Origin of the sequence: Brachybacterium fresconis, from assembly GCF_017876515.1 — a bacterium.
GTDB classification, from domain to species: Bacteria; Actinomycetota; Actinomycetes; order Actinomycetales; family Dermabacteraceae; genus Brachybacterium; species Brachybacterium fresconis.
The window spans coordinates 4003641-4025304 of the sequence record NZ_JAGIOC010000001.1; the positions used below are offsets into that span (position 1 = coordinate 4003641).

Sequence of the window (21664 nt, forward strand, 5' to 3'; positions counted from 1 at the left end):
CCCGTAGACTCGGCCTCGTGACCGACACCGACCAGCGCCCCGTCCTCGTCGTCGACTTCGGCGCCCAGTACGCCCAGCTCATCGCCCGCCGCGTCCGGGAGGCCCGGGTCTACTCCGAGGTCGTGCCCCACACGATGGACACGGCGACGATCCTCGCCAAGGATCCCCGGGCGATCATCCTCTCCGGCGGGCCCAGCTCCGTCTACGCCGAGGGCGCCCCGCGCCTGGACCGCGCGCTGCTCGAGGCCGGTGTGCCGGTGCTCGGGCTCTGCTACGGCTTCCAGTCCATGGCTGCGGCCCTGGACGGCACCGTCGCCGCGACCGGCGTGCGCGAGTACGGCGCGACCCGGCTCGCGTCCGTCGACGGCTCCTCCCGTCTGCTGGCCGAGCAGGACATCGAGCAGAACGTGTGGATGAGCCACGGCGACTCCGTGACCGCCGCCCCCGAGGGCTTCGAGGTCGTCGCGACCTCCTCCGCCAGCCCCGTCGCGGCCTTCGAGAACACCGAGAAGTGCCTGTTCGGCGTGCAGTGGCACCCCGAGGTCGGCCACTCCGATCGCGGCCAGGAGGTGCTGGAGAACTTCCTGTACCGCGGCGCGGGCCTGGAGCCGTCCTGGACCACCGGCAGCGTCATCGAGGAGCAGGTCGGGCGGATCCGCGCTCAGGTCGGCGAGGGCACCGCGATCTGCGGCCTGTCCGGGGGCGTCGACTCCGCCGTGGCCGCCGCGCTCGTCCAGCGCGCCATCGGCGACCGCCTCACCTGCGTGTACGTCAATCACGGACTCATGCGCCAGGACGAGTCCGAGCAGATCGAGCAGGCGTTCGGCGAGTCCACCGGCGGCGCCGAGCTGGTCATGGTCGACGCCGAGGAGCAGTTCCTCGCGGCGCTCGCCGGGGTCACCGATCCCGAGCAGAAGCGCAAGATCATCGGTCATGAGTTCATCCGCACCTTCGAGCAGGCGCAGGAGGACATCCTGCGCGAACGCGGCGTCATCGAGGGTGCCGGCGGCGACGCGCACACCGCCGCCCCCGGGCACAAGGCCTTCCTGGTCCAGGGCACCCTGTACCCCGACGTCGTCGAATCCGGCGGGGGAGAGGGCGCGGCCAACATCAAGAGCCACCACAACGTCGGCGGGCTGCCCGAGGACCTCTCCTTCGAGCTGGTCGAGCCGTTGCGCACCCTGTTCAAGGACGAGGTCCGCGCCGTCGGCTCCGAGCTGGGACTGCCCGACGACATCGTGTGGCGCCAGCCCTTCCCCGGACCGGGCCTCGGCATCCGCATCATCGGCGAGGTCACCCGCGAGCGCCTCGACATCCTGCGCGCGGCCGACGCCATCGCCCGCGCCGAGCTGACCGCCGCCGGTCTGGACCGCACCATCTGGCAGTGCCCCGTCGTGCTGCTGGCCGACGTGCGCTCCGTCGGCGTCCAGGGCGACGGGCGCACCTACGGTCACCCCGTCGTGCTGCGCCCCGTCACCAGCGACGACGCGATGACCGCGGACTGGGCCAAGGTGCCCTACGACGTCCTCAGCCGCATCTCGACCCGCATCACCAACGAGGTCAGCGAGATCAACCGGGTCACCCTCGACATCACCAGCAAGCCCCCGGGGACCATCGAGTGGGAGTGAGCGGGGCCTGAGGCCCGGACCGGGCCGAACCCGCGCCGCCGTCAGCCCTTGACGGCGCCCTCCGAGAGCCCGGAGATGAAGTGGCGCTGGTTGAACAGGAACACCAGCAGCACCGGAATGGTCACGATGATCGCGGCCGCCATCAGCGGTGCGTACTGGATGTTGCCGCTCTGCGTGAATCCCGTCAGCGCCAGTTGCACGGTCTGGCTCCGCGGTGAGGACGAGACCACCAAGGGCCACAGCAGATCGTCCCAGACCGCCGTGAAGGAGAAGATCGCGACCACTGCGATGATCGGTTTCGAGATCGGCAGGTAGATCGTCCAGAAGATGCGCAGCTCGCTCGCCCCGTCGATGCGGGCGGCCTCGGCGAGCTCTCGGCTCATGCTGCGGTAGAACTGACGCACCAGGAAGATGCTCATGGTTCCGACCAGGTAGGGGATGGCGAGGCCGCCGAGCGTGTCCGTCAGGCCGCTGCCGCCCCGGCCGAGGGCGTCGTTCCCGCCGGCGAAGGGCACGTGGGAGACCATGAGGAACAGCGGGATCAGCGTCACCGCCACCGGGATGGCGGCCGTGGACAGCAGCACGTAGAACACGACGGTGCTGCCCCGGAACGGCAGATGCGCGAAGGCGTAGCCGGCGGCCACGGCGATCACACAGTTCGACGCCACGGCGGCCAGGGCGACGATGACCGAGTTGAGGAACGCGCGGCCCAGGTTCCCGACGGTCAGGGCGGTCACGAAGTTCTGGAACGTCGGGGACGAGGGCCAGAGCTTCACGTCCCGGAAGGCCTCCTGCGCCGGGGTGAACGCCAGGGAGATCATCCACAGGAACGGGAAGAGGACCACCGCCGTCGCGATCAGCAGCAGCGCGATGTTGAGGGCCCTGCCCCGGTCGCTGCGCGTGACTCGCGGACGCCGTGCTTTCCGGTCGTCGAGGGTGCTGGTCATCGTTCACGCCCTCCTCTCAGGGCGATCAGCGTGAGACCGGCGATGAAGGCGAACAGGACGAACGCCATCGCCGATGCCGACCCCATGCTGGAGTACTCGAAGGCCTCGGTGTAGATCAGGTAGTTGACGGTCGTCGTGGAGTTCATGGGCCCGCCGGAGGTCAGCACGAAGATCTCGGCGAAGCTCTGCGAGAGGTAGATGATGTCGGTCGCCACCACATAGACGAGCATCGGCCGCAGGCCGGGCAGGGTCACGTGCCGGAAGCGGTGCCAGGCTCCGGCGCCGTCGATGCTCGCCGCCTCGTACAGGTGCCGCGGGATCGTCTGGAGCCCCGCCAGCAGCAGCACCATGTTGCTGCCCAGCGCCTTCCAGATGCGCATCACCGAGACGCCGTTCAGCGCGGTCGCCGGATCGTTCAACCACTTCTGGGGCGACAGATCGAAGGTGGCGAGGATGTCGTTGAACAGCCCGTTCTGCGAATACATCCACAGCCAGATCATGCTCACGGCCGTCAGCGAGACGATGTGCGGGACGTACAGCGCGGAGCGGAAGAGCCCGACGCCGCGGAAGGGACGGTTCGCGAGCATCGCCAGCACCAGGGCGATCACGACCGTCGGCGGGAGCACCTGCAGGGTGTACCGCGCCGTCACCCACAGGGCGTTGCGGAATCCGCCGTCGGCGAGCAGATCGGCGTAGTTGGACAGTCCCACGAACGTCGGGGCCCCACGCTGCAGAGGGGTGTACTCGGTGAAGCTGAGCACCAGGCCGTACAGCACCGGCACGATCTGGAAGACCAGCACGTACACGACGGCAGGGGCCACCAGGAGCATGCCCGCGCGGGCCATCGTGCGTTCCAGGGGCCTGCGGGGCCGACGGTCGCGTCGGCGGGAGTCGCTCTCCCGCGTCAGCGGCGGCGCGGGGCCCGCGGACGCGCCGTGCGCGCCGGCGGCCGTCACCTCTGCTCCCCCGCGACCGGCACCCATCTCCACGCGGCCCGTCCCCGGCGAACTGCTCTCGGCGATGGTGATCACGCTTCCTTCGCGATGATCTCTTCGAGTTCGACGGAGGCCTGGTCAAGGGCATCCTGCGGTGTCAGCGCCGCGTTGATCGCCTGCTCGAGGTACTCGGCCAGGGTGTCGCGGATCTGCGTCCACCCCGCGACGTTGGGATTGGAGCGGAAGTGCTCCATGTTCGCGACGGCGGACGCGATCGCCGGGGTCTCCTGGACGTAGTCGCTCTCGACCGCGGAGGCGCGCGCCGGGACGATCCCGACCGTCTCGGCGTACTGGTTGTTGTACTCCGTGCTCCCGATCAGCTGCATGAACTCCCAGGCCAGATCCATCTTCTGACTGTCCGGGTTGATCAGCAGGCCGGTCGCGGCCCCGCCGAAGGCGGCGGGCTCGTCGCCCTCCGCGAACGGCAGCACGTCCATGAAGCGCAGATCGAGATCCGGGGCGGCGGCCATGATCTGGGTCAGGGTCGCCGGATCCGTGAAGAGCATCGAGGTGTCCCCGGTCGCCAGGGGCGACTGCGCCGGCGGCAGAGCGTCCCAGGTGCCGCCGAGGTTGCTGTCGACGGGGGAGTCGCCCTGATAGAGGCTCACGTACCACTGAAGGGCCTCGAGCCCCTCCGGGCTGTTGAACTGCACGGAGGCCCCGTCCTCGGACAGCAGCCTGCCGCCGTGGGCCCACAGCAGGCTGGTGTAGGCCTGCTGCATGCCGGGCGGTTCGGCGCTGAAGACGATGCCGGCGCGCTCGAGTCGATCGCCGGAGCGGACGGCCAGGGCATCGGCCGCCTCGCGCAGATCGACGAGGGTGCTCGGCGGAGCGTCCGGGTCGAGACCGGCCTCCTCGAAGTGCGCGGCGTTGAAGGCCACCTGGCGTCCCGTGGCGGCGATCGGGAACATGTAGTGGGCACCGTCGACGACGCCGCTGTCCAGTCCGGTCTGCAGATCCTTGCGATCCGCCTCGTCCATCTGCTCGAGGCGCTCGTCGAGGGGCTCGATCCGGTCGTACTTCACCAGATCCGCCACGGCGGCGGGGCCGTGACCGTACAGATCCGGGCCGGTCCCCGAGGAGAAGCCAGCGTTCAGCCGCGGGGACATGTCCGCCCAGTCGATGAACGTGACCTTGGCGCCGCGGCCCGTCTTCTCCTCGAAGGCCGGGACCACGACCTCGGTGACGAAGTCCTGCTCGGTGGGCTGCACGCCCGGCCACCAGATGACGAGATCGCCGTCGGCGCCGCTGCCGCCTCCGGATCCACCTCCGCAGGCCGACAGCATCAGCGGTGCCCCGACGGCGGCGGTCGCGGCGGTCAGGAACGTGCGTCTGCGGGTGGGGAGCACGATGGGTACCTCTCGTTCCACTCAGAGTTGGTCGGCATTGGTCGGCATTGGTCGGCATTGGTCGGCATTGGTCGGCATTGGTCGGCGCTGGTCGGCGCGTCCGCCGCGGGGCTCACGCCCGTCCGCACCGGCCGCGGTCCGCACCGGGACCCGGCCCGATCTTCGGGTCGGATGGTCTCGGCTCGGAGAAGGCGTTACGTATTAGGTTCTGATCAGAACGATAGGCATGGTGCAGATCACAGTCAAGAGGTCGGCGTCCTGCTCGGATGTCGGCGGCGACGGGGTGCGTGCGGCATATGCGTCCGTGACCTTGGAGAGTCGGTGTGCCGCTCGAGTCCCCCGTCGACTCATCGGTCCTCCTTGAGGATCGCGGGGCTGCCGTCTACAGTCGATGCTGATACTTATACGAACCAGCGATTCTGCGAACCAGGAGGTGTCGGTGCGAGTACGCCAGCGCGATATCGCGCACGCCGCAGGGGTCTCCCAGGCGACCGTGTCCCTGGTGGTCAGCGGGCGCGCCTCCGAGGGAGGGGTCTCCGCCCGGACCCAGGAACGGGTGCGCTCGGCGATGGGGGACCTGGGGTACGTGCCCGATCCCGTCGCGCAGTCCCTCCGGGGCGGTCGCAGCGGATTGATCGGAGTCTTCACCTACGAGCCGGTCTTCCCGGCGACGCCCGATGACTACTTCCACGAGTTCCTGGTCGGCATCGAGGTCGCGGCCGCGGAGCTCGGGCGCGACCTGGTGCTGTTCTCCTCCACCCAGCGCGCGGACGGCAGTCGGACCATCTACGACCGCGGGGCCAATCGGCTCCAGGTCGCCGACGGGTCCGTGGTGCTCGGCCAGCAGCGTGACGAGCAGGAGCTGACCCGGCTCGCCGAGGACGGCTACCCCTTCGTGAGCCTGGGCGGCTACGACCCGGTTCCCGAGGCGGCCTGGGTGGCCGTCGACTACGAGGGAGCTGTCCGTGCGATCGTCGAGGATCTGCACGGCGCGGGGCATCGTTGCCTCGCCTACGTCCGCGGGGACGACGCGCGACTGCCCTCGGTGGCCCGTCGCGAGGCCTTCGACGCCGCGACGGTCGGCGACGAGACGCATCGGGTCCCGCTCTCGCAGCTGACCCGTGACGTCGTGGAGCAGTGGATCCGAGACGGCGTGAGCGCCGTGGTGGCCGAGAACCCGACCGTGGCCGAGAGCCTCGCGTCGACGACGGCCCGGGCAGGATTGCGGTTCCCGGACGACCTGTCGGCCGTGTGCCTGGAGAGACCGCTGCGCAGCGGCCGGACAGCAGGGTGGTCGCACCTGGTCATCCCGAAGCAGGAGGTCGGCAGCCGCTCGGTGAAGGTGCTCGCGGCGATCCTCGACCGTGACCTCCCGGCCGACCACCACGGAATGATCCGGTGCCTGCCGCACCACCTCGGCACGATCGCGCCTGTCGAAGACCGGCCGGACAGACCCGCCCGACCCGCCCGGACCGATTCGGGCCGCCAGAGAACACCGTAGGAAGGGTCATGACCATGCCGAGCTTTTCCGACCAGCGCTCGGAGTCCCGGGCCGACCTCGTCGTGATCGGCGGTGGGCTCGGCGGCGTCGCGGCGGCGCTGACCGCCGCACGACTCGGGCGCCGGGTGATCCTCACCGAGGCCGATGCGTGGCTCGGCGGTCAGCTGACCGTTCAGGCCGTGCCGCCGGACGAGTCCCGCTGGGCCGACAGCCACCCCACCTCGGCCTCCTATGCGGAATTCCGGGAGCGCGTGCGCGATCACTATCGCCGCACATTCCCGCTGACGGATGCGGCCCGACGCGATCCCGTCCTCAATCCGGGCTCCGGATTCGTCTCCCGCTTGTGCCACGAGCCGCGGATCGGGGCACTCGTGCTCGAGGAGATGCTCTCCCCGCTGCTCTCCGGCGGACGCCTGGAGTGGCTGCGCGAGCACGAGCCGGTCGCCGTGGACCGTCAGGGTGACCGCATCACCGCCGTCGTCGTGCGAGAGGCGTCCTCCGGGAGGGAGCGCCGGCTCGTCGCGCCGCTGTTCGTGGACGCGACGGAGCTCGGCGACCTGCTGGCCCTCGGCGACCTCGACCACGTCGTCGGGGCGGAGAGCCGCGCCGAGCACGGTGAGCTGCACGCCCCTCGCGACGCCGATCCGTCGGACCAGCAGGCGATCACCTGGTGCTGCGCCCTGGAGTGGGCACCGGGGCATGAGGATCTCGTGCCCCGCCCCGCGCTGTACGAGCGCTTCGCCACGGTCGTGCCGGATTTCTGGCCCGGGCCGCAGCTCTCCTTCGACGACGTCCACCCGATCACCCTCGAGCGGCGCTCCCGGCCGATCTTCGCGGGCGACCCGAACAACCACCAGCGACTCGACGGGGCGAGCGACATGTGGCACTACCGGCGCATCCGCGCCCAACGGCTGATGGATCCGGGTACCCCCGGCTCCGACGTGACGCTGGTGAACTGGCCGCAGATCGATTACTGGGACGCGCCGCTGCTCGGCGTCGATGCGGACCGTCGCGGCCTGGCCGAGGAGGAGGCCCGGCAGCTCACGCTGTCCTTCGTCCACTGGCTGCAGCACGAGGCGCCGCGCAGCGACGGAGGGACGGGATACCCGGAGCTGCGTCTGCGCGGTGACGTCCTCGGCACCTCGGACGGATTGGCGCGGCAGCCCTACATCCGCGAATCGCGTCGGATCCGCGCCCTGTTCACCATCACCGAAGAGCACATCGGCCGTGAGATGCGCGGCGAGCACACGGGCTCGGAGGAGTTCGCCGACACCGTCGGCACCGGCCACTACCGCATCGACCTGCACCCCTCGACCTCGGGGCGGAACTACGTCGACATCGACTGCTTCCCCTTCCAGATCCCGCTGGGCGCGCTCATCCCGCGGGACGTGGCGAACCTCGTGCCGGCGAACAAGAACATCGGCACCACCCACATCTCCAACGGCGCCTACCGGCTCCACCCCGTGGAATGGTCGATCGGCGAGGCCGTCGGAGCCCTGTCGGAGATCAGCGGGCGCCACGGCGTCGACCCGGTTGCCGTCCACGGCAGCGGCGAGCTCACCCGCGAGCTGCAGGGACTGCTGGCCGACGAGCTGGGCGTGCAGCTGGCCTGGCCGGAGGCGATCCGGCGGAGGCTTCCCGAGGACGAGGACGAGGACGAGGACGAGAGGGAGGCCGGGACCGGGACCGAGGTCTCTACGGTCCGAGGAACCACGGCGACCGCGCAGGACGCCTGACGATCGGCACGACGGCCCCGGCGCCTCGATCGAGAACGTCATCTGGGGTGCCTCAGCCCACGGGGAGGCGCCCAGAATGACGATCTCGAGCCGGGGTCGTTCCCGTCATGGGCGTCCGGGCTGACGATCTCGACCCAGCCCACCTACTCGTCTCGACCAGGGAGCGTGCACTCCGCCGGCGGTTCGAGCAGGCGCGAGGTGTGCGCGGGCGCGGAGGAATGCCAGGACTGCGTGCGCTCGTAGGTCGCCCAGCCCATCGACTCGTACAGCCCGTCGGCACCGGTGGGGGAGTCGGCGTCGACCTCGAGATCGACATGCGTGCGGCCGCGCTCGGCGGCGTCGCGGATCGCGGCCCCCAGCAGGGACTTCGCGATGCCGTGTCCGCGGGCGCTGCGATGGACGCCGAGGTACTCGAGGTAGGTGCCCTCACCCAGGGTCGGAGTGGCCGGCATCCGCGCCGCGACCAGGCCGCCGGCGGGCAGCCACATCTCCTCGCGCTCGATCTCCGCGATCCACCAGTGATCCCAGGCCGCCTCCTCGGGGGTCTCGATGAGGCGCTGGACGAACTCCGCGAAGGATTCGCGATAGGAGCCCCAGTGGTCGGCGAAGGACTCCTCGAGCATCCGGTGGACGGTGCGGACGTCCTGGGCCACGGGCAGTCCGGAATCATGGCGATGCACGGGCCGCATACGGGTGCCCTCGCGGGGCTCGGGCCCGCCGTCGGCATCGTCGGCCGTCACCGAGCGGCGCATGTGCAGCCAGGTGCGCACCTTCTCGTACCCGGCGGCCTGCAGCAGGCGCGCGCGGTCGACGTCCAGCTCGTTGGTGTCGCAGGACATCTGCGTGCTCTCGACCCCGCGGTGGCGGGCGAAGGATCCGCCGACCTCGACCGCCCAGTCCAGGAGGGCGGCGGCCAGGGCCTTGCGCTCGGGCGCCTCGCGGGCGACGACGAACTGCAGGTCGGTGCGGCCGCGGGCACGATCCTCGAGGGCGACCCAGGCCAGCGGGCCCTCGTCCTCGGTGGGGGAGCCGTCGGCCGCGGCGGGGACGACGACGATCTCGCGCCGGGACCAGGACTTCAGTCCGACCAGCTGGGAGCGCAGCGAGTCCTCGTCGACGATGCCCTCCGGAGTGTGCTCCCGCTGGGCCGCGGCGAGCAGGTCCGCCAACGGTTCGACGTCGGTCTCGGAGGGCAGACGGGTCGTCAGCCTCCCCTCGAGCGAGGCGGGCAGCGAGGGTGGGAAGTGATCGGTGAGAGGCACCCGTTCATGGTCCCACGGAGCCCGCGGCCTGCACCGGGTCCGGGGTGGAACCGTGACCAGGGTGGTATGGAATCGGCATCGATGACGGAGGGCGAGAGAGGGAGAGGCCCCGTACCGATCACTCGGCGCAGAGCCTCTCGGACCCGGCAGCGACGACCCGGGTGCCTCGCTCTCGGGATCAGTCGCGGGCGCGGTGGGAGCCGGCGGGGACGTCGGAGGTCGCCTCGAGGGTCCCGGCGGCGCCGGAGCCCTCGTCGGCCTCGCCGTGGATCTCGTCCTCGTCGACCGCGAGCGCAGGGACCGAGCCCGTGCTGGTGGCCGGCTCCGGGCGATCCAGGGTCTCGCGGAGCTTCAGGTGCGGGATGAAGATCGACAGCACGATGGCGGCGACCACGAAGGGGATCGCGGTGAAGAACACGTCGTGCATCGCCTCGCCCATGCCGGTGCGGATGGCCTCGACGACGGGGGCCGGGAGCTTCTCCAGCGTGGACTGGTCGAGCACCGACCCCACGCCGGCGCCGCTCTCGCCGCCCTGCATCATGGCGGACGCGCCGGAGGGCAGGTGGCTGGCGATCGCCGGCTGCATCCGCGAGGTCATCACCGTGCCCAGGACGGCGATGCCGACGGTCGAGCCGATGTTGCGGAAGAACTGGACCGAGGCGGTGGCCACGCCCAGCTCGGACTGCGGCACCGCGTTCTGCACCACCAGGGTGAAGATCTGCATCATCATGCCCAGCCCCAGACCGATCACCACCATCGCGACCGTCAGGTGCCAGGCGGCGTCGCCGTAGGAGACCTGGGTGAGCAGCCAGTAGCCCGTCAGCATCACGAGCCCGCCGACGATCAGGATCTCCTTGTACCGACCGGTCTTGGAGACCAGCAGGCCGGAGAGGATGGACATGCCGATCATCGAGACTGACTGCGGGATGAGGATCGCGCCGGATCCGGTGGCCGAGACCCCCATGACGGCCTGGGCGTACACCGGGATGTAGATGATGGCGCCGAACATCGCCACGGCGACCGCGAAGGAGGCCAGGATCGACAGCGCGACCACCGGACGGGCCAGCATGCCCAGCGGCAGCAGCGGGTTCTCGGCCCGCATCTCGATCCGCACGAACAGTCCCAGCAGCAGGGCGGCCGCGACGTACATGGCGATGATCGTCGGGGAATCCCAGGCGTAGGTGGCGCCGCCCCAGGAGGTCGCCAGCAGAGCGATGACCAGGCCCGGCGTGAGGGTGATGATGCCGAGCACGTCGACGGTGGTGCGGCGGGCGACGTGGTCCAGGTGCAGGAAGCGCAGCACGAACGCGAAGGCGATCACACCCAGCGGCAGGGTGAGGAAGAACAGGTAGCGCCACCCGAAGTGGTCGGTCACGGTGCCGCCGATCAGCGGCCCGGCGATGGACGCCAGACCGAATGTGGCGCCCATCAGGCCCTGGTACTTGCCGCGCTGGCGCGGCGGGATGATGTCGCCGATGATCGTCTGGGACAGGGGCATCAGGGTGCCCATGCCCAGGCCCTGCACGGCGCGCGCGGCGACCAGGAACCAGAAGTTCGTCGAGAAGCCGGCCAGGATCGAGCCGAGCAGGAAGATCGCGATGCCGGCGAGGTAGAAGCCGCGGCGGCCGTACTGGTCGGAGAGCTTGCCGACGACGGGGACGGTGACGGCGGAGACCAGCATCGCGGAGGTCGCGATCCAGCTGTAGTGCGCCATCCCGCCCAGGTCGGCGACGATGACCGGCATGGCGGGGCTGACGATGGTCTGGGAGAGGGAGGCGACCAGCATGCCGAGCATGAGGCCGACGAAGACGAGCTTGCTCCGCCGGTCCAGGCCGACGAAGGCTTCGGGGGCGGAGGGCGCGGTGCCGACGGCGGGGCCGGGTGCCGACGCGGGGGTCGATGCAGTGGTCACGGGGGTCCTCGGAAGGTGAGAGGGGGCGGGCGGACGTTCTCGGGCGGGAGGGAACTCGTCCGACGGTCGCAGCGCACCATCGAGCCTCGACCGGACAATCCTAGCCAACTGTTGCATTGACTGCACTATTTCAGCGGATGCAACATTTGTGATCTGACGGACCTACGATGGGAGCCGTGATGGACCCACAGACTTCCTCTGCCCCGCCCGCCCCCGAGTCGGGTGAGTCCGGCGATCCTGCGACCGAGGGCCTCGGTCTGCGCGAGTTGAAGAAGCGCCAGACCCGCGTGGCCATGCACCGGGCTGCGCTCGAGCTCGTCGCCGAGCACGGCTTCACTCAGGTGACGGTCGAGATGATCGCCCGACGCGCCGGCGTCTCCACCCGCACGTTCTTCAACCACTGGACCACCAAGGATGCGGCGGTCCTCGGCGTGATCACGGGGGACTCGCTCGAGGTCTCCGACCGACTGCGCGCGGAGCTCGCCGAGCACTCGCCCCGCGAGGCGCTGCGGGCGGTGCTGCGCGATGCACTGACCGCGATTCCCGCGGATCCGGAGCTGCGGGAGCTGAAGAAGCAGGTGATGGCCAAGGAGCCGCTGCTGCACTCGATCTCCTCGGGCCGGCTGCTGGAGGTCCAGACCGAGATGACCGAGGCCCTGACGGCAGCGCTGGAGGGGGACGAGGCCCGCACCCGCGCCGTCGTCGCCGTGCAGGTCGGCTTCGCGCTGACCCGCAGCGCGTTCGCGCTGTCCATGGCCAAGGGCATCGACCCGCTCGCGGCGTTCGACGAGGTCACGGACCTCTACGATGCGGGGATCATCGAGGCCTAGCGCACCAGACGGCCGACGCCGACCTCCCAGCCGCGACCGTCGGCCAGCCGCTCGGCGACGACGCGCTCGAGCCGCGTGCTGCGCGGCAGGGCAGCGGCGTCATAGGGCGGGCGCTCGCCGAAGACGAAGAACGCCGCGGAGTCCGCGCCGGGGGAGTGGGAGCTGATCTCCCAGCGGTCGACGAAGGCTCCGATGTTCGAGCCCGACCCGAGCTCGGTGACGAGCACCGGGTTCATCAGCCAGGAGTCGCAGACGAACTCGTGCCCGACAGTGGGCGCTCCCGTGGGTCGTCCGGTGTCGAGGTCGGCGTAGTGCGCGGTGATGTACTCGGTGGCGCGGGTGAGGGAGTCCTCGACCGCGTCGGGGGTCAGCGGACCGCGGGCGGGGATGTGGGTGCCGAGCACCCAGCGCTCCTGGTCGCTCCCCGTGGCGATGCGGTGCAGGTCGAACTGCAGGCGGCCCAGATGGACCAGGCGCCCGGTCCAGTTCAGGGCCATCCAGCCCAGCTGGTGCAGGCCGAGCCGCCCGCTGCTGCGCCGGTGCACGCGCATCTGCTGGCCGAGATCGGCGAGGACCTCCCAGGACAGCTCGGTGCTGAGCCCCCGTGTCGCATGCCAGGCGCGCACGGTGCTCGTGCTCACCGCGAGCGCGAGGATCGCGACCAGGCCCTCGCCGGGCGCGAGGCGCTGCTGGAGGACCCGGTGGTGCTCGCCGAGCGATGCGAGGTCCGCCTCCGGCACGTCGAGGCCGGCTCCGGCCCGCAGGAGGTTCGCGGTACGGGTGATCTCCGCGAGGATCTCGTCGTCGGCGGCTGCGGCCCCCAGCAGGGGCAGGAGCTCGTCATGGTCCTGCCCCGTGATCCCCAGGAGTTCGAGCAGCTCGGGGGCCGACGGGGCGGTCAGCATCGTGGCGACATCGGCCGCGCCGAGCTCGTCGGCAGGACGGACTGTCGTCGGCGGATCGCCGAGGAGCTGGAGGGATGCATCGCGGGGGGAGGTCATGGGCATACACAGTAGTAGCCTCGAGCCATCCGCCCATCGCACCACCCGAGACGGGCCGGGCGCCGGGCGGGCCGGGAATCTCCGACGTCGACCCGCGACGGCGGGGGAGGAGCACCGTGGTGACCACCGAGACGATCGCTTCGCTGCGTCGGGCCCTCTTCGCGCGGCATGCCCATCCGCTCAGCGCGTGGAGCCGCTGGGCGACGACCCCGGTCCTGCTGGTGCCGCTGTGGACACGGAGCACCGTGGCTGCGGGGGCGACCGCGGCCTGGTTCGCCGTCAATCCGGTCATGACGCCGCCTCCGGGGCGGCAGGACGCGTTCGCCACCCGTGCCATGCTCGGCGAGGAGCTCTGGGCGACCGACCGCTCGCGGGACCCGGGGATGGGCCGGGTCAATGCCGTCGGGTCGGCGCTGCTCGGGCTGGGGGCCGTGGCCGCATGGAAGCACAGATGCGGTGTCGTCGCCGTCTGCGTGACTGCGAACATGGCGCTGACCATGTACAGCTGGTCGCGATACGCCGCCATCCGCGACGCGGAGCGCCCGCGAAGTCTGCGGTGATCGCCCCGCACCGGACGCTCGCGACGACGGATGAGGGCCCCTCCAGCAGCTGCCGGAGGGGCCCTCATCGGTGGCTGGGGTACAGGTCCGCAGCCCGGTGCTCGTGCGGGTCGGGCTTACTTCTTGCCCTGATTCGCGACGGCCTCGGCGGCGGCCTTCGCGGCGACCGGGTCGAGGTAGCGGCCGCCCGTCTCGATGGGCTCGAAGCTCTCGTCGAGCTCGTACACCAGCGGCTGACCGGTGGGGATGTTCAGCCCGGAGATCTCCTCGTCGGAGATGCCGTCGAGGTACTTCACCAGGGCGCGCAGCGAGTTGCCGTGGGCGGCGATCAGCACGACCTTGTCGTCGACGAGATCGGGCTTGATGCCCTCCTCCCAGTACGGCAGGAAGCGCTCGACGACGTCCTTGAGGCACTCGGACTTCGGCAGCTGGTCGCCGAGGTCCGCGTACTGCGGGTCCTGGTCCTGGCTGAACTCGGTGCCGAACTCGATCTCGGGCGGCGGGGTGTCGTAGGAGCGGCGCCAGGCCATGAACTTCTCCTCGCCGTACTTCTCCCGGATCTCGGACTTGTTCATGCCCTGCAGGGCACCGTAGTGGCGCTCGTTCAGGCGCCAGTCGCGCTTGACGGGGATCCAGTGGCGGTCCGCGGCGTCGAGGGCGAGGTTGGCGGTCATGATCGCGCGGCGCTGCAAGGAGGTGTGCACGATGTCGGGGAGGAACCCGGCCTCCTTCAGCAGATCGCCGCCCTCGATGGCCTCCTGGCGGCCCTTCTCGGTGAGGGGCACATCGACCCAGCCGGTGAACAGGTTCTTCGCGTTCCAGTCGCTCTCGCCGTGGCGGAGCAGCACGAGTGTGTAGGTCATGACGCCAGCGTACGCGGGGGCGGGACGAGGCGCATATCGCGCCCACGCAGCTGCCGCACGGGCGGGTGACGAGCATCGCCGACAGCGTCGATCGCCCGCCGATAGTGTCGCGTCATGTCCTTCCTCGCGCCCGGCGCCCTCGCCGATGTCCCCGTCGTGCTGCTCGACCTCGACGGCACCCTGGTCGACTCGGGGCCGGGGATCCTCGACGGCCTCGAGCACGCCTTCGCCGCGTGCGGGGTGGAGCTGCCCCCGCCCGAGGTGCTGCGGACCTTCGTCGGCCCGCCGCTGGACGAATCGTTCCAAGGCACCCTGGGTCTCAGCGCCGAGCGCGCCGAGACGCTCACCCTCGCCTACAACGAGCACTACCAGGGCAACGGGCTCCTCACGGCCCCGCCGTACCCGGGGATCCCCGAGCTGGTGGAACGCCTCGCTCAGGAGGGCCGCACCCTCGCCGTGGCGACCAACAAACCCGAGACCTCTGCGCGCCACCTCCTCGCCCTGCAGGGGCTCGACGGAGACCTGGCGCTGATCGGCGGCACCGACCGGGCGACGGGCCGGGAGGACAAGGCGGCCGTGATCGGCAGTGTCCTGGCTCGACTCGGTCTCGAGACGCGGTCCATGACGAGCGGTCCGGCGGGCCTCGACGGGGCGCCGGCCGTGATGATCGGCGATCGGATCCACGATGCCGAGGGTGCATCCGTGCACGGCCTGCCCGCCGTGCTCACCGGCTGGGGGTACGGGGGAACGATCGAGCGGGACTCCGCATGGCCCCGCGCGGAGACCGTCGCCGACCTCGCGGCGATGCTGCTGCGCTGAGAGCTCTGCCGGCCCTCAGGCCTCCAGCAGGAGCGTGACGGGGCCGTCGCCCACGAGGCCGACGCGCATGTGCGCGCCGAAACGGCCCGCGGAGACCTCCACCCCGCGATCGCGGATCGCCTCGACGACCTGCTCCACGAGCGGCTCGGCCACCGGCCCCGGGGCGGCGGCGCTCCAGGACGGCCGACGTCCCTTGCGCGCATCGCCGTACAGCGTGAACTGGGAGACGACCAGGACCTGGGCGCCGGTATCGAGCACCGAGCGTTCGCCCTCGAGGATCCGCAGCTCGCAGATCTTCCGTGCGATGGTGGACACCTGCTCGGGCCCGTCCTCATGGGTCACGCCGACCAGTGCCAGCAGACCCTCGCCCTCGACCGCACCGATCACCTCGCCGTCGACCTCGACCTGAGCACCGTCGACTCTCTGGAGCACTGCACGCATGCTCTGATCCTGGCACATCCCGACATCCCGACATCCCGACATCCCGACGGCGGGGCCGGGCCGGTCACACCGCCAGATCGGTCGTGCCGGTCACATCGCCAGAGGGGACGTGCCGGTCACGACGCGAGAGGGGTCGTGCCGATCACTACGGCAGGATGGAGTCGATCCGACGCTCCTGGGTGGGGGAGTCGTCGCCGCTGTCGCTGCGATCGGGCAGCTCGGCCACCGGGAGCGGCTGGGTCGACCCCGGGGATTCCGGGGGCGAGGCGGAGCGCGGTGCGGGAGCGGCGTGCGTCGCGGGGGCGGAGCCCGTCGCGGGGGCGGCGTGCGTCGCCTGCTGGGGAGCCGACGGGTGCTGGGCTGCCTGCGCCTGCTGGGGCGCCGGTGCCTGCTGGGGCACCGGTGCCTGGTGCGGTGCCGCCGCGGCTCCGTCGAGCGGGACCTGCTGCGTCGGCGGCACCTGCTGCTGCGCGGGGGCCTCGTGCTGGGGGGCGGCCGGGGGTGCGGCCCGGGCGGGAGCGACGGGCTGCTGCTCGGGCCTGGGCGTCGGCCGGGAGGGGGCGACGGATCGGGGCTGCGCGGGCGATCCGTCGACCGGGCGCTGCGGAGCGGGTCCGCTCGGAGCGCTCGAGGACGGAAGAGGGGAGGGCGCGGCCGCGGACGGAGGCGCCTCCTGCGCGGCGAGACGATGCGACTCCGCCGCGCGAGCCCGGGACACCCATGCCTCGGCCACGCGCACGATCGCCTCGGTGGCGGCCTCCCAGGCCGCTTCCTGCTGGCGATGCGGCCCGGTGGCCAGCGACAGCACGACACCCGCGGAGCGCAGGGCGAGCTCGGTGGGATCGACGCGGTCCGCGAAGGTCCTCTGCCAGGTGCGGATCGCCTCCTCGACACGCTCCTGCATGGCGCGATCGATCCTGCCGGCATTGCCGTAGTCGGCCAGCACGCTGAGGTGGGCGAGCAGGCAGGCGAGGTCGTCGGCCCGTCGGCCCGGACCCACCGTGTCGATGTCCAGCAGGCCGACCACCCTGCCGTGCTCGACGAAGACCTGGGCCTCGTAGAAGTCCCCGTGGACCACGTCGTGGGGACGCATGTCCATCCGCTGCTCGAGGGCGGACAGGCCGTCGCGGATCGTGCGCACGAGGGCGTCGAGCCGCGGTCCCAGGGACGGCACCGAGGAGCTGACGATCCCGGCGTAGAACTCCACGGAATCGGTCCAGGGCGGCCGCAGCGACAGGGTGTACAGCGAGGCGGGGAGTCGATCCAGGAGGGCGACCAGGTCCTCGGCGGAACAGGCCTCGACGCCCTCGTCGATCACGGCGCGCGCCAGCGGACGGCCGGGCAGCTCCTCGAGCACCACCAGCCCGTCGTGATGGGCGATCACCGCGGGGACCGGGACCCCTGCCGCCAGCAGACGCTCGTGGCGGTCGACGATCTCGCCGCTGCGATGGGGCTGCATGACCTTGAGGTAGACGGCTCGGTCGCCCTGGCTCGCCCGCAGCACGGCCCGGCGGCCGGGCCGATAGGAGACGACGTCGATCGCGATGGACGCGGACGGGTCCTGACCCAGCGGCACCCCCAGGTCCGCCAGGGTGCGGCCGACGACGTCCGGGTAGCACACCTGCGGGAGCATCGGCAGCCAGGGGTCGTGGGGGTAGCGCCACACGCGCACGTTGATGTCCCCGTCGGTCATCACCAGGGTCTGCTCGGCGACGTAGAGGTTCTTCTCGCGTTCGCCGATGTGGGCGCTCGCGCCGAACAGCTCCTCCCGCGCCGGGGCCTGCGGGCCGTCGAGCTCGGGCCAGGACACCATCGTGCGGTAGAGCGCCTTCGTGCTGCGGCCGGGCCGGTGGTCGACATGATCCAGCTGCCAGCTGTGCAGCACGCCGCCGGAGTTCCCGACGGCCGATCGGAGCAGGCCTCCTGCTCCGGACCCGGTGAGAAGCTCCGAGCCGTCCTGCGTTCGTGACATGGGGTATCAATCTGGTCCGAGAGGTCATCAGGCGCCAGCGCCTACGATGCTTGCATGGCAGATCGTACCGATAACCTCACCAGCGGGAATCTTCTGGGTATCCCGGAGACCCTCCTTCCCGACGATTTCGTCGACGTCCAGGTGACCGAGGAGCTCACCGACGGTGAGCCGCGCGACATCGCGGCCCGCCATCCCGAGTCCCCGATGGTCTGGGCGACCCTGGCGCAGGACGCGCTGACCGACGGCGACGAGGTCGCGGCCTACGCCTACGCCCGCACCGGGTACCACCGAGGTCTCGACGCCCTGCGTCAGGCCGGGTGGCGGGGCCAGGGCCCGATCCCGGCCTCCCACGCCCCCAACCGCGGCTTCCTGCGCGCCCTGGCGATGCTGGGGGAGACCTCTCGCCGTCTGGGCGATGACGCGGAGGCCGACCGGGTGACCGCGTTCCTGCGCGAGGCGGACCCGAGCCTGCTCGGCTGAGTTCCTGCGCGAGGCGGACCCGAGCCTGCTCGGCTGAGCCTCGTGGCGCTGCTCGGCTGAGCGGGATCGTCGACGGTCCGCGCATCCGGTGGCGTCCTGCGAGCACGGTGGCCCGTGGACGGGGCTGCCTGCTCGCGGAGCGCCCGCGGATGCGGTGACGCCAGGACGGCGTGCGCGCCCAGCCGTCGCCCGGGCTGTGCTTGGTAGGCTCTGCGGGGTCCATCGGCCGCGCCGCGGACCCGCCGACCCGCAGTCCCGCCGCGGACCCGCAGTCCCACTGACCCGCAGTCCTTCTTCTCACTCCGAATCGTCGAATGTCGTCGATCACTCGTCCCAGGAGCCGCCATGCCCGCCGTCATGATCGTCGGAGCCCAGTGGGGTGACGAGGGGAAAGGCAAGGCCACCGACCTGCTCGGAGAGCGGGTCGACTACGTCGTCAAGCCCAACGGCGGCAACAACGCCGGGCACACCGTGGTCGTCGGCGGCGAGAAGTTCGAGCTCAAGCTCCTTCCCGCCGGCATCCTGTCCCCGCAGGTCACCCCGGTGATCGGCAACGGTGTGGTCGTCAATCTCGAAGCACTGTTCGAGGAGATCGGCATGCTCGAGGCCCGCGGTGTGGACACCTCCCGCCTGCGGATCAGCGCCGACGCCCACGTCGTCACCTCCTTCCACCAGACCATGGACAAGGTCACCGAGCGCTTCCTCGGCAAGCGCGCCATCGGCACCACCGGGCGCGGCATCGGCCCGGCCTACATGGACAAGATCGGGCGCCTCGGCATCCGCATCCAGGACCTCTTCGACGGCTCGATCCTGCGGCAGAAGGTCGAGAGCTCGCTGCGCCAGAAGAACGAGCTGCTGGTCAAGGTCTACAACCGGCGGGACGTCGATCCCGAGGCGATCACCCAGGAGCTGCTCACCTACGCCGAGCGACTCCGCCCGATGGTGGTCGACACCGTCGAGCTGCTGAACTCCGCCCTGGATCGCGACGAGGTCGTGCTCATGGAGGGCGGTCAGGCCACCTACCTGGACGTCGACCACGGCACCTACCCGTTCGTGACGAGCTCGAACCCGACCGCGGGCGGTGCCTGCACCGGCGCCGGGATCGGCCCCACCCGCGTCGACCGGGTGATCGGGATCGTCAAGGCCTACACCACCCGCGTCGGTGCCGGGCCGTTCCCCACCGAGCTGTTCGACAAGTGGGGGGAGTACCTCCAGACCACCGGCGGCGAGGTCGGCGTGAACACCGGGCGCCCCCGCCGCTGCGGCTGGTACGACGCCCTCATGATCCGCCATGCGGTGCGGATCAACGGCTTCACCGACATCGTGCTGACCAAGCTCGACGTGCTCACCGGCCTCGACGAGGTGCCGATCTGCACCGGCTACGACATCGACGGGGTCATTCACCGCGAGATGCCGATGACCCAGACCGAGTTCCACCATGCGACGCCGGTCTACGAGACCCTTCCCGGCTGGTCCGAGGACCTCTCCGGGGCGCGCGCCGTCGAGGACCTCCCGGAGAACGCCCGGGCCTACGTCCATCGTCTCGAGGAGCTCGCCGGCTGCCGGATCAGCGCGATCGGCGTCGGCGCCGATCGGACCGACACCATCGCCGTGCACGACCTGCTGCCGGAGACGACCCGCTGACGTGGTGACCCGCAGGACCGATCCCGACGCCGGGCGCAGCGCCCTGGCCCGGTGGGCGTGCGACCCCGAGGCCGCTCGGCGCGCCGTACTCGCCCCCGCCGTCCGGCACACGCTGGAGACCTTCGCCGAGGAGCACCCCGGCGGAGCGGTCGAGCTGCGCGTCCCGCCGTACGCGGCCGTGCAGGCCATCGCCGGGACCCGGCACACCCGCGGGACCCCGCCCGCCGTGGTCGAGACCGACGCCGCCACCTGGCTCGAGCTCGTCACAGGTGATCTTCCCTGGGCCGACGCCGTCGCCGCCGGGCGCGTCCGCGCCAGCGGCGAACGCAGCGACCTCGCCGAGCACCTGCCCCTGCCCGGCGCGCGCCGCATCGTCCGGACCGCGCGGGAGCAGCGGGAGCAGGCCGCGCCGCCCGTCCGGGAGCAGACCGCGCCGCCCTCTCGAGGGAAGCAGCCGACCGATCACGAGCCCCAGGAGGACCGATGAGCTGCGCCGTGGAGATCGCCGTCCAGGACCTCGCCGGCCTGGAGGTCGCCGCGCTCGGCGGCGCCGACCGGGTGGAGCTGTGCACGGACCTCGCCCGCGGGGGCCTGACGCCGCCGCCCGAGCTCGTCGAGCAGTGCGTCGACCGCGCCGCGTCCCTGGTGGCCGCCCGGGACGCCAAGCCCCACTTCGACGTGCACGTGCTGATCCGCTCCCGCGCCGGTCAGGACGACTTCCTGGGACGGCCCGCCGAGTTCGCCTACTCCGACGAGGAGATCGCCCTGATGGCCCGCCAGGCCGAGGAGACCGTCGCCGCCGGCGCCGCCGGCGTGGTGCTCGGCGCTCTCACCCCCGACGGCGAGCTGGACGTCCCCGGGATCGAGACGGTCCGGGACGCCGCCCTGGTGGCCGGGCAGTCCGCGGTGCGCGGCGTGACCCTGACCTTCCACCGGGCCGTCGACGCCCTCCCGGGCCGTGAGCAGCGTGCCCAGGCCGTGCGCGAGCTCCTCCGCCTCGGCTTCCACCGGGTGCTCAGCTCCGGCGGGGCCGACCGCGCCCTGGACGGGGCCGAGGAACTCGCCGCGATGGTCGCCGCCGCCGAGGAGCTGCTGGACGTCTGCGCAGGGGGAGGGGTCCGCCCCGCGGACGTCGCCGATCTCGCCGCCCGCACCGGCGTCCCCGACGTGCACCTGTCCGCCCGCCGCCGCCCCGGCGCCCCCGTCGAACCGGGCGCCCCCGACACCGAGACCGACCCGGCCGTCGTCGCCGCCGCGGTCGACGCCGCAGGAGAGCTGTGAACACCACCCGAGACGCTGACGACGCCGACCACGCCGAGCACACCGCCGATACCGGCCGGGCCGCACCGTCCGACACCGGAGCGGGCGAGGAGTCCGAGGTCACCGCGGCGCCCCCCGAGGAGACCCTCGCGGACGAGCCCGCCACGACCTCCGACCGGCCCGCCGTCGAGCAGGCCGACACCGCGCAGGACACCGGGACCACCAGCATCTACGTGCGCCGCGGCCGCATCCCCGCCCTGGGATTCTGGGTCGCCGTCCTGATCGGTGCGCCCATGGTGATCGCCCTGGTCATCTCGCCCTTCCTCACCCTCCAGGATGCCAGCAGCATGGTGTCCTTCGTGCTCGTGGTCGGGGTCTTCGTGGGAATCCCGCTGGCCGCGGTCGCCGCCGCGATCGACGCCGTCCGCCACCGCCGCGGTGGTCCTCGCCGACGCTGAGCCACG

At 71.4% G+C, this 21664-nt stretch carries 20 protein-coding genes; 11 read left to right on the top strand and 9 right to left on the bottom strand.

All coding sequences use genetic code 11. The annotated features are described in order from the left end of the window. Nucleotides 1–17: 17 nt before the first annotated feature. Nucleotides 18–1628, top strand: coding sequence for a glutamine-hydrolyzing GMP synthase (gene guaA / locus JOF44_RS17720; protein WP_209894618.1), 1611 nt, complete (start codon nt 18–20; stop codon nt 1626–1628). 41 nt (nt 1629–1669) lie between these two features. On the opposite strand, the gene JOF44_RS17725 is transcribed toward guaA, so the two are convergent. Genes JOF44_RS17725 through JOF44_RS17735 form a run of 3 tightly spaced genes read right to left on the bottom strand, consistent with a single transcriptional unit; the run spans nt 1670 to nt 4919 of the window. Continuing rightward, nucleotides 1670–2575 carry a carbohydrate ABC transporter permease gene (locus JOF44_RS17725; RefSeq protein WP_209894620.1) on the bottom strand — a complete coding sequence of 302 codons (906 nt, stop codon included), beginning with the start codon at nt 2573–2575 and terminating at the stop codon, nt 1670–1672. Beyond that, nucleotides 2572–3606 (bottom strand): carbohydrate ABC transporter permease, encoded by a 1035-nt coding sequence (locus tag JOF44_RS20875; protein WP_209894623.1) that lies wholly within the window; start codon nt 3604–3606, stop codon nt 2572–2574. The genes JOF44_RS17725 and JOF44_RS20875 overlap by 4 nt, the downstream gene beginning before the upstream one ends. Further along, entirely contained in the window at nt 3603–4919 is a 1317-nt protein-coding gene (locus JOF44_RS17735) for an extracellular solute-binding protein (RefSeq protein ID WP_209894626.1), read from the bottom strand. The genes JOF44_RS20875 and JOF44_RS17735 overlap by 4 nt, the downstream gene beginning before the upstream one ends. Nucleotides 4920–5358: 439 nt before the next feature. Here JOF44_RS17735 and JOF44_RS17740 point away from each other — a divergent pair, with 439 nt between their 5' ends. Both JOF44_RS17740 and JOF44_RS17745 read left to right on the top strand, forming a co-directional pair. Next, nucleotides 5359–6420: a LacI family DNA-binding transcriptional regulator gene (locus JOF44_RS17740; protein WP_209894629.1), complete on the top strand. Its 1062-nt coding sequence runs from the start codon at nt 5359–5361 to the stop codon at nt 6418–6420. Between the two features lie 8 nt (nt 6421–6428). After that, entirely contained in the window at nt 6429–8156 is a 1728-nt protein-coding gene (locus JOF44_RS17745) for an FAD-dependent oxidoreductase (RefSeq protein ID WP_245349004.1), read from the top strand. 143 nt (nt 8157–8299) lie between these two features. Here JOF44_RS17745 and JOF44_RS17750 read toward each other — a convergent pair whose 3' ends face one another. Both JOF44_RS17750 and JOF44_RS17755 read right to left on the bottom strand, forming a co-directional pair. Next, on the bottom strand, nt 8300–9418 hold the full coding sequence (locus JOF44_RS17750) for a GNAT family N-acetyltransferase (protein ID WP_209894632.1): 1119 nt from the start codon (nt 9416–9418) through the stop codon (nt 8300–8302). 178 nt (nt 9419–9596) lie between these two features. After that, nucleotides 9597–11330: an MDR family MFS transporter gene (locus tag JOF44_RS17755; RefSeq protein WP_342591831.1), complete on the bottom strand. Its 1734-nt coding sequence runs from the start codon at nt 11328–11330 to the stop codon at nt 9597–9599. Nucleotides 11331–11509: 179 nt separating this feature from the next. Between JOF44_RS17755 and JOF44_RS17760 the strand changes: the two genes are divergently transcribed. Next, nucleotides 11510–12160 (top strand): TetR/AcrR family transcriptional regulator, encoded by a 651-nt coding sequence (locus JOF44_RS17760; RefSeq protein ID WP_209894638.1) that lies wholly within the window; start codon nt 11510–11512, stop codon nt 12158–12160. On the opposite strand, the gene JOF44_RS17765 is transcribed toward JOF44_RS17760, so the two are convergent. Beyond that, nucleotides 12157–13161: an acyltransferase domain-containing protein gene (locus tag JOF44_RS17765; protein WP_209894641.1), complete on the bottom strand. Its 1005-nt coding sequence runs from the start codon at nt 13159–13161 to the stop codon at nt 12157–12159. The genes JOF44_RS17760 and JOF44_RS17765 overlap by 4 nt on opposite strands. Before the next feature lie 119 nt (nt 13162–13280). Here JOF44_RS17765 and JOF44_RS17770 point away from each other — a divergent pair, with 119 nt between their 5' ends. Next, nucleotides 13281–13721: a DUF6653 family protein gene (locus JOF44_RS17770; protein WP_209894643.1), complete on the top strand. Its 441-nt coding sequence runs from the start codon at nt 13281–13283 to the stop codon at nt 13719–13721. A 116-nt stretch (nt 13722–13837) separates the two neighbouring features. Here JOF44_RS17770 and JOF44_RS17775 read toward each other — a convergent pair whose 3' ends face one another. Continuing rightward, complete coding sequence (locus JOF44_RS17775) at nt 13838–14584, bottom strand: phosphoglyceromutase (RefSeq protein WP_209894646.1); 747 nt, start codon at nt 14582–14584, stop codon at nt 13838–13840. Nucleotides 14585–14698: 114 nt separating this feature from the next. On the opposite strand from JOF44_RS17775, the gene JOF44_RS17780 reads away from it, so the two are divergent. Then, nucleotides 14699–15403, top strand: coding sequence for an HAD hydrolase-like protein (locus tag JOF44_RS17780; protein ID WP_209894649.1), 705 nt, complete (start codon nt 14699–14701; stop codon nt 15401–15403). A 15-nt stretch (nt 15404–15418) separates the two neighbouring features. Here the strand turns inward: JOF44_RS17780 and dtd are convergent, their stop codons facing one another. Further along, nucleotides 15419–15844, bottom strand: a complete 426-nt coding sequence (gene dtd, locus JOF44_RS17785; RefSeq protein WP_209894652.1) for a D-aminoacyl-tRNA deacylase — start codon at nt 15842–15844, stop codon at nt 15419–15421. Nucleotides 15845–15989: 145 nt separating this feature from the next. Continuing rightward, complete coding sequence (locus JOF44_RS21040) at nt 15990–17816, bottom strand: phosphotransferase (RefSeq protein ID WP_209894655.1); 1827 nt, start codon at nt 17814–17816, stop codon at nt 15990–15992. A 54-nt stretch (nt 17817–17870) separates the two neighbouring features. On the opposite strand from JOF44_RS21040, the gene JOF44_RS17795 reads away from it, so the two are divergent. The 5 genes from JOF44_RS17795 (at nt 17871) to JOF44_RS17815 (ending at nt 21658) form a co-directional block, all read left to right on the top strand. Next, a complete protein-coding gene (locus JOF44_RS17795; protein WP_209894657.1) occupies nt 17871–18296 on the top strand; it encodes a DUF3151 domain-containing protein in 426 nt (141 codons plus the stop codon). Nucleotides 18297–18641: 345 nt separating this feature from the next. Then, entirely contained in the window at nt 18642–19940 is a 1299-nt protein-coding gene (locus JOF44_RS17800) for an adenylosuccinate synthase (RefSeq protein ID WP_209894659.1), read from the top strand. Between the two features lie 4 nt (nt 19941–19944). Continuing rightward, complete coding sequence (locus tag JOF44_RS17805; protein WP_342591832.1) at nt 19945–20427, top strand: sterol carrier family protein; 483 nt, start codon at nt 19945–19947, stop codon at nt 20425–20427. Then, complete coding sequence (locus tag JOF44_RS17810; RefSeq protein WP_209894665.1) at nt 20424–21221, top strand: copper homeostasis protein CutC; 798 nt, start codon at nt 20424–20426, stop codon at nt 21219–21221. The genes JOF44_RS17805 and JOF44_RS17810 overlap by 4 nt, the downstream gene beginning before the upstream one ends. Further along, nucleotides 21218–21658 carry a hypothetical protein gene (locus tag JOF44_RS17815; protein ID WP_209894668.1) on the top strand — a complete coding sequence of 147 codons (441 nt, stop codon included), beginning with the start codon at nt 21218–21220 and terminating at the stop codon, nt 21656–21658. Before JOF44_RS17810 ends, JOF44_RS17815 begins: the two co-directional genes overlap by 4 nt. Nucleotides 21659–21664 lie beyond the last annotated feature (6 nt).